Origin of the sequence: Janibacter sp. UYMM211 (assembly GCF_040547045.1) — a bacterium.
GTDB lineage: Bacteria > Actinomycetota > Actinomycetes > Actinomycetales > Dermatophilaceae > Marihabitans > Marihabitans melonis.
On sequence record NZ_JBEPOY010000006.1, the window covers coordinates 176,420 to 184,306 of the forward strand.

Annotated in this window: 6 protein-coding genes; 1 reads left to right on the forward strand and 5 read right to left on the reverse strand. The window is 74.3% G+C overall.

Annotated elements, in window-relative coordinates:
- Positions 1–27: 27 nt before the first annotated feature.
- Genes ABIB53_RS15425 through ABIB53_RS15440 form a run of 4 tightly spaced genes read right to left on the reverse strand, consistent with a single transcriptional unit; the run spans position 28 to position 3,659 of the window.
- Entirely contained in the window at positions 28–741 is a 714-nt protein-coding gene (locus tag ABIB53_RS15425; protein ID WP_354588812.1) for a class I SAM-dependent methyltransferase, read from the reverse strand.
- Positions 738–1,517, reverse strand: coding sequence for an ABC transporter ATP-binding protein (locus ABIB53_RS15430; protein WP_354588813.1), 780 nt, complete (start codon positions 1,515–1,517; stop codon positions 738–740). The genes ABIB53_RS15425 and ABIB53_RS15430 overlap by 4 nt, the downstream gene beginning before the upstream one ends.
- Positions 1,514–2,515, reverse strand: a complete 1,002-nt coding sequence (locus ABIB53_RS15435) for an ABC transporter substrate-binding protein (RefSeq protein ID WP_354588814.1) — start codon at positions 2,513–2,515, stop codon at positions 1,514–1,516. The genes ABIB53_RS15430 and ABIB53_RS15435 overlap by 4 nt, the downstream gene beginning before the upstream one ends.
- Positions 2,516–2,531: 16 nt before the next feature.
- Positions 2,532–3,659: a FecCD family ABC transporter permease gene (locus tag ABIB53_RS15440; RefSeq protein WP_354588815.1), complete on the reverse strand. Its 1,128-nt coding sequence runs from the start codon at positions 3,657–3,659 to the stop codon at positions 2,532–2,534.
- A gap of 156 nt (positions 3,660–3,815) precedes the next feature.
- Here ABIB53_RS15440 and clpB point away from each other — a divergent pair, with 156 nt between their 5' ends.
- Positions 3,816–6,389: an ATP-dependent chaperone ClpB gene (clpB, locus tag ABIB53_RS15445; protein ID WP_354588816.1), complete on the forward strand. Its 2,574-nt coding sequence runs from the start codon at positions 3,816–3,818 to the stop codon at positions 6,387–6,389.
- 60 nt (positions 6,390–6,449) lie between these two features.
- On the opposite strand, the gene ABIB53_RS15450 is transcribed toward clpB, so the two are convergent.
- Positions 6,450–7,724 carry an MFS transporter gene (locus ABIB53_RS15450; RefSeq protein ID WP_354588817.1) on the reverse strand — a complete coding sequence of 425 codons (1,275 nt, stop codon included), beginning with the start codon at positions 7,722–7,724 and terminating at the stop codon, positions 6,450–6,452.
- Between the last annotated feature and the right edge of the window lie 163 nt (positions 7,725–7,887).

Genomic DNA, 7,887 nt, shown 5'->3' on the forward strand with positions numbered 1-7,887 from the left:
CTGGACCCTAGCTGAGCAAGCGCTCACCTAGAAGGGGCAGGTGCGCGCGGTCACGAGGTGCTGCATCCGCGGGCGATGGCCGGGCGCCGCACCGTGGCGCTCGTCGGCCTCGAGGACCTCGGTGAGGTCGCGCACGAAGACATCGGTGAACCCGGCCTCGCGGATCGCCGCCACCGTCGGCTCGATGCTCGACGCGAGGGCCAGCGGCAGGTCGGCGAGCACCGGTCCGTACGCGTCGACGAACTCGGGCGGCGAGCCCTCGAGGCCGTCGGTGAACCACGTGCTGTCGACGACGGCGAGCACCCCTCCCGGCCGCAGCAGCCCGCGCCACCGCGAGAGCGCGGCCACCGGCTCGCGCAGGGTCCACGTGACGTAGCGGCAGATGACGGCGTCGAGCGAGCCGTCGGCGAAGGGGGGATCCACGGCGTCGCCGAGGGCGAAGGTGGGTGCGGGGCGGCCGTCCGCCCGGGCGCGGTCGGCGTGCTCCTGCGCGATCTCGAGCATTCCCGGCGAGCTGTCGACGCCGGTGACGTCGTGGCCGAGCCCGGCGACGAGCAGCGCGGCGTGCCCGGTGCCGGTGCCGAGGTCGAGCACTCTCGAGGGGGTGCTCGGCAGCGCCCGCGACCAGATGGACGACCACATCGCCGCGTCGTCGTCCCAGCGCTCGGGGCGGCGCTGGCCGGAGTCGTAGGCGGGGGCCCGGTGGGTCCAGTAGTCGTCGATGCGGGGCTGGATGCTCATGCGGAGATCTCCTCGTGGCGGGCCAGGGGGGTGAAGAGCAGGTGGACGCGGCCGTCCCGGTCGAGCCGGTCGACGTCGATCTCGTAGACCTGGCGCAGCAGGTCGGGGTCGAGGACCTCGGAGGTCGTGCCGCGCCCGGCGACCCGGCCGCGGTCGAGCAGGACGAGGTCGTCGCAGTAGGCCGCGGCGAGGTTGAGGTCGTGGAGCACGACGACGACGGTCTGCTCGAGCCCGCGCAGCAGGGTGAGCACCTCGTGCTGGTAGCGGATGTCGAGGTGGTTGGTCGGCTCGTCGAGGAGGAGATGGCCGGCCTGCTGGGCCAGGCCGCGAGCGACGAGGACCCGCTGGCGCTCGCCGCCGGAGAGCTCGGAGATGTCGCGGCGGGCGAGGTGCAGCGCGCCGACCCGCACGAGGGCGGCCCGGGCGGCGGCCTCGTCCTGCGGCCGGGCCCGCACGAAGCCGCCGAGGTGAGCGGTGCGCCCGAGCAGGACGAGCTCGGCGACGCTCAGCGTGCTCTCGCCGCCGGCCTCCTGCACGACGACGGAGATCTCGCGGGCGAGCTGGGCCGGCGACATCGCGCTCACCGGGGTGCCGTCGACCGCCACCGAGCCGGCCCGCGGGCGCAGGCCGCCGTGGAGGCAGCGCAGCAGCGTCGTCTTGCCCGAGCCGTTGGGCCCGATGAGTCCGAGGACCCGGCCGGGCCGCACGGTGAGGTCGACGTCGTCGAGGACCGTGCTCGCGCCGTAGGCGAAGCTCAGCCCGCGCGCCTCGATCACCGGGCGTCCCCCGTCGCCAGCTCCTCGACCATCCGCTCGAGCCCGTCGACGGCGAGCGGGCTGGCCGGCTCGGTGAAGTTGAAGAGCTGGGTGATGACGGCGTCGTCGCGCACGGCCGTGAGGCGCTCGGCGCCCGGCAGCGCCGTGAGGGCGTCCTCGACCTTCGCAGGGTCGCCGTCGGAGTAGAGCAGGACGACGACGTCCGGGTCCTCCTCGAGCAGGCTCTCGGTGGTCACCTCGAAGACCCGCTCGTCGACGTCCGCGTAGACGTTGGTCAGCCCGGCCGCCTCGAGCTGCGGGTCGGCCATCGAGCGGCTGCCGTAGGCGTAGGTGGTGCCGCCGCCGACCGTCGGGTAGAGCACGGCGGCCGTGCGGTCCTCGTCCGAGGGCACGGAGGCGGTGATCGTCTCGACGCGCTCCTCGAGGTCGCGGGCAGCCTTCGCCGCCTCGTCCTCGCGGTGGAAGACCCGCCCGAGCTCCTCGAGCTCGGTGCCGATCGCCTCGAAGGAGGGGTCGGGGCCCCCGGTCGGGCACAGGCCCCCGACCTCGAGCAGGGGGATGCCGAGCTCGGCGAGCGAGGCGCGGTCGAGGTTCTCGACCTGACCGAGGACGAGGTCGGGCTCACGGGCGACGACAGCCTCCTTGGAGATGAGCAGGTGGCCGCTCGAGTCCATCCGGTCGGTGAGCGAGTCGATGCCCTCGACCGCGGCGTTCGTCTCGTCGTCGTAGTAGCCCTGGGGGTAGGCGCCGGCCTTCGCCGTCACGTGGTCGAGGACGCCGAGGGTGTCGAGGTAGGGCACCCACGCGCTCTTGAGCAGCACGACGTCGGTGGGCTCGGCCTCGATCGTCACATCCTCGCCGCAGCTCGTCGTCGTCAGCGGGTAGTGCCCGTCGTCGGGCGCCGTCGCGGCGGTGCCCGACGGCTCGTCTGTGCCGCACGAGGCGAGCAGGGCGACGGCGGCGGCGAGGGACGCGGCGCGCAGGGGGCGAAGGGGCATCGAGGGCCTTCCGGGATCAGGTGGACGAGACGTGCATGCGGCGGATGAGGACGAGCAGGAAGGGCGCGCCGACGAGGCTGGTGAGGATGCCGATCGGGATCTCCTGCGGCTGGAGCAGGGTGCGCGCGACGACATCGGCCCAGACGAGCAGGATCGCGCCCATGAGCGCGGCGACGGGGACGACGGCGCGGTGCGACGAGCCGACTGCCCGCCGGGCGAGGTGCGGGACGACGAGGCCGACGAAGCCGATGCTCCCGGCGGCCGAGACGACGACGCCGATGCACAGCGAGACGAGTACGAGCAGGCGCACGCGCAGCCGGTCGGGCGTGAGCCCGAGGGTCTGCGCGGTCTCGTCGCCGATGGCGAGGACGTCGAGCCGGCGCCCGGCGTGGGTGAGCACGAGGACGGTGCCGAGGGCGACGACGCACACGACGGCGAGCGGGGCGGTCCACGACGCGAGGCCGAGCGACCCGAGGAGCCAGAAGAGCACCGAGCGCGACCCCTCGGCGGAGTCGGCGGCGAAGATGAGGAAGCTCGTCAGGGCGTAGAGGGCGTACCCGACCGCGACGCCGGCGAGCAGCAGCCGGATCGAGGTGACGCGCCCGCCGGAGCGGGCGACGACGAGCACGAGGAGGGAGGCGGCGAGCGCCCCGGCGAAGGCGCTCACCGGGAGGGCGTGCTGGCCCAGGCCCGCGCCGACGCCGAAGAGGATGGCGGCGGCCGCCCCGCTCGAGGCTCCCGAGCTCACGCCGAGCAGGTAGGGGTCGGCGAGGACGTTGCGCACCATCGCCTGGAGCGCGACGCCGCACACCGCGAGGCCGGCGCCGACCGCGGCGCCGAGGACGACGCGGGGGAGGCGGACGTCCCAGATGATCGCGTCTCGCGACAGGCTCCACGTCCGCTCGCCGAGGCCGAGAGCGTGGTGGCCGACGACGCGCAGGGTGGTGCCGGCGGGCACCGTGACCGCGCCGATGCCGACGGCGAGGACGAGGGTGGCGAGCAGGCCTGCGCCGAGGCCGAGCAGCCAGGCCGTCGTGCGGCGACGGCGGCCCGCGACGCCGAGGTCGTCCTGCGCGAGGAGCGTCGTGCTGCGGGCGGGCGAAGGGATCGCCGGCCCGGCCGTGGGCGGGGCGGGCTGGGGCACGACGGCTCCTCGGGTCGGGGTTCGTCCTGCGAACGATGTGCAGGTAGACCGTACGCCCCGGACGGTGACGCCGACGAAGTTGAGCGAAATAGACTCAACTTCGCCGGCGTTGCACCTGGCAGATCATCTTCCCTGCTCGTGAAGACAAGGAGTCACATGGAGCTCAAGCCGACGACCAAGGTCGCCGAGGCCCTCGCCCTCGCCCAGCGGTCCGCCCAGACCGAGGGGCACGCCGAGATCACCCCGGCCCACATCACCAGCGCGCTGCTGCGCGTCGACACCGCGCAGGCCGACGCGCTGCTGCAGGCCGCCGGCACCGGGGCGAGCCATGTGCTCGCCATGGCCGACCGGGCGGTCGCCGCCCTGCCGTCGGTCGCCGGGTCGACGACCCAGGCACCCACCTTCGGCCGTGAGGCGATGGCCGTCCTCCAGCAGGGCGACACCCTCATGCGGGCGAAGGGGGACACCTTCCTCGCCTTCGACCTCCTGCTGCTCGCGCTCGCCGAGACCGGTCACCTCGCCGCCGTCGAGAAGCGCGGCGCCGCCGACCTCGAGGCGAAGGTCGACGAGCTGCGCGCGGGTCGCAAGGTGACCTCGGAGACCCCGGCCGAGGGCGGTGACGCCCTCGCCGAGTACGGCACCGACCTCACCCAGATGGCGCGTGACGGCAAGCTCGACCCGGTCATCGGCCGGGACTCCGAGATCCGCCGCGTCGTCCAGGTGCTCTCGCGCCGCACGAAGAACAACCCCGTCCTCATCGGCGAGCCCGGCGTCGGCAAGACCGCCGTCGTCGAGGGCCTGGCGCAGCGCGTCGTCGACGGCGACGTGCCCGAGAGCCTGCGCGACAAGCGGCTCGTCAGCCTCGACCTCGGGGCGATGGTCGCCGGTGCGAAGTACCGCGGCGAGTTCGAGGAGCGGCTGAAGTCCGTCCTCGAGGAGATCAGGGCCAGCGACGGCGAGATCATCACCTTCATCGACGAGCTGCACACCGTCGTCGGCGCCGGCGCGACCGGCGAGGGTGCGATGGACGCGGGCAACATGCTCAAGCCGATGCTCGCGCGCGGTGAGCTGCGGCTCGTCGGTGCGACGACGCTCGACGAGTTCCGCCAGCACGTCGAGAAGGACCCTGCCCTCGAGCGCCGCTTCCAGCAGGTCTACGTCGGCGAGCCGAGCGTCCCCGACACCGTCGCGATCTTGCGCGGTCTCAAGGAGCGCTACGAGGCGCACCACAAGGTCGAGATCGAGGACTCGGCGCTCGTCGCCGCGGCCGCCCTCTCGGACCGCTACATCAGCGGCCGCCAGCTCCCCGACAAGGCGATCGACCTCGTCGACGAGGCCGCCTCGCGGCTGCGCATGGAGATCGACTCGAGCCCCGTCGAGATCGACGAGCTGCAGCGCGCCGTCGCGCGGATGGAGATGGAGAAGCTCCACCTCGCCCGCGAGACCGACGACGCGAGCCGTGAGCGTCTCGACCGGCTCGAGACCGAGCTCGCCGAGCGTCGTGAGGAGCTCGCCGCCCTCACCGCCCGCTGGGAGCAGGAGAAGTCGGGCCTGAACCAGGTCGGCGAGCTGCGCGCCCGCCTCGACGACCTGCGCACCTCCGCCGAGCGGATGCAGCGCGACGGCGACTACGAGGGGGCCTCGCGGGTCCTCTACGGCGAGATCCCGGCTCTCGAGGCCGAGCTCGCCCGGGCCGACGCGGCCGAGAGCGCCCGCAGCGGCGACGAGGACCTCATGGTCAAGGAGCGGGTCGGCGCCGACGACATCGCCGAGGTCATCTCGGCGTGGACGGGCATCCCCGCCGGTCGCCTGCTCCAGGGCGAGAGCGAGAAGCTGCTGTCGATGGAGTCGATCATCGGCTCGCGCCTCATCGGGCAGACCAGCGCGGTCCAGGCCGTGAGCGACGCCGTGCGCCGCAGCCGGGCCGGCATCGCCGACCCCGACCGGCCGACCGGGTCCTTCCTCTTCCTCGGGCCCACGGGTGTCGGCAAGACCGAGCTCGCGAAGTCGCTCGCCGACTTCCTCTTCGACGACGAGCGCGCGATGGTGCGCATCGACATGTCGGAGTACGCCGAGCGGCACTCGGTGGCCCGTCTCATCGGCGCGCCCCCCGGGTACGTCGGGTACGAGGAGGGCGGTCAACTCACCGAGGCGGTGCGTCGTCGGCCGTACAGCGTCGTCCTGCTCGACGAGGTCGAGAAGGCGCACCCGGAGACCTTCGACATCCTGCTCCAGGTGCTCGACGACGGGCGGCTCACCGACGGCCAGGGCCGCACGGTGGACTTCCGCAACGTCATCCTCGTGCTCACGAGCAACCTCGGCAGCCAGTACCTCGTCGACCCGCTCGTCGACCCGGCGACGGCGCGCGAGGCGGTCATGGGTGCGGTGCGGACGGCCTTCAAGCCCGAGTTCCTCAACCGGCTCGACGAGGTCGTCATCTTCGACCCGCTGAGCCGCGACGAGCTCGGTCACATCGTCGAGCTGCAGGTGCGCGAGCTGGCGACCCGCCTCGCCGACCGTCGCATCGACCTCGACGTCACCGACGACGCGCGGGCCTGGCTGGCGGAGAAGGGCTACGACCCGGCGTACGGCGCCCGGCCACTGCGCCGCCTCGTGCAGAAGGAGATCGGCGACCGGCTGGCGACCGGCCTGCTCGGCGGAGACATCCGCGACGGGCAGACGGTGGTCGTCGACACCGATGACGAAGGGGTGTCCCTCACCCTGCGCTGACGGGTGGGGCTCCCCCTTCGCCCGGGTCGAGGTGATCCGCGCCGACGAGGTCGGCGTGGATCACCTCGACTGCGTCCGGGGTCGCTCGAGGCGCCACCAGAGCAGGACGGGCACGAGGCACACGGCGAGCAGGCCGGACCCGAGGCCGAGCGCGGGGTAGCTCGTCGTCGCGACGACCACACCGGACATGACGCCGGCCGACGCCCCCGACAGGGCGACGAGGACGTCGAGGTTGCCCTGCACGCGCGAGCGCTGCGCCGGTGTCGTCGAGTCGACGACGAGGGCGGTGCCCGAGACGAGGCCGAGGTTCCACCCGAGGCCGAGCAGGACGAGAGCCAGGACGAGGACGGGGAGCGAGTCGGCCGGTGCGACGGCCGCGGTCACCCCGGCGGCGAGGAGGACCACGGCTGCGCCGGTCGCGACGGGCACCCGGCCGAGCCGGTCGACGAGCATCCCGGTGACGGGTGAGGGCAGGTACATCGCGGCGATGTGCAGCCCGATGACGAGACCGACCGCGGAGAGGTCGTGGTCGTGCGCGCGCATGTGGACCGGGGTCATCGTCATGACGGCGACCATCGCCAGCTGCGTGAGCACCATGATCGCCCCGCCGACGACGGCGCCGCGGACGACCGGTGCGGCGACCGCGCCGGCGTCGGCAGCCGTGGCATCGGTGGCGGCACGGCTCTCGAGCTGGCGGGCGAGCAGCAGGGGGTCCGGGCGCAGCAGGACGAGCACGGCGACCCCGGCGGCGACGTAGGCGACGCACGCGAGGAGGAAGGGGCCCGCGAGCGCCGGCAGCCCGAGGCCCTCGGCGAGGTCGCCGAGCGGGGAGACGAGGTTGGGCCCGGCCACCGCGCCGAGCGTCGTCGAGACGAGGGCGACGCTGATGGCCTTGCCCCGCTCGTGCGGCCCGGCGAGGTCGGTGCCGGCGTACCGGGCCTGGAGGTTGGTCGCCGTGCCGGCCCCGTAGACGAAGAGGGCCACGAGGAGCAGCGGCACGGCGTCGAGCGCCGCGGCGACGACGACCCCGGCGGCGCCCACGCCACCGGCGACGAAGCCCGCCCCGAGACCCGCCCGGCGCCCGCGACGCTGGCTCACCCGGCCGACGAGGTAGGCGGTGAGAGCCGAGCCGAGGGTGAAGAGCGCGGTCGGCAGCCCGGCGAGACCGGCGCTGCCGAGCATCTGCTCGGCGAGCAGCGCGCCGACGGTCACGCCCGCGGCGAGCCCGGCCCCGCCGAGCACCTGCGCGAGGACGACGACGCGCAGGACCCGTCGCTGGACGGTGGCGGGGTCGTGCTCGAGGGCGGGTGCGCGCGGGGGCTCAGGAGGGGTCATGTCGGGGGACATCATGCCCGCGCCGACCGGTCGAGGGGGTGCCCCCCCGCCGGGGGGGGGGGGGGGGCCCCGCCCCCCCCCCGGGGGGGGCGCGGGGCGGGGGGGGGGGCGGGGGCCAGGGCCCCCCGCCCCCCCCGCCCCCCCGCGGCCCCGAGCCCCAGGC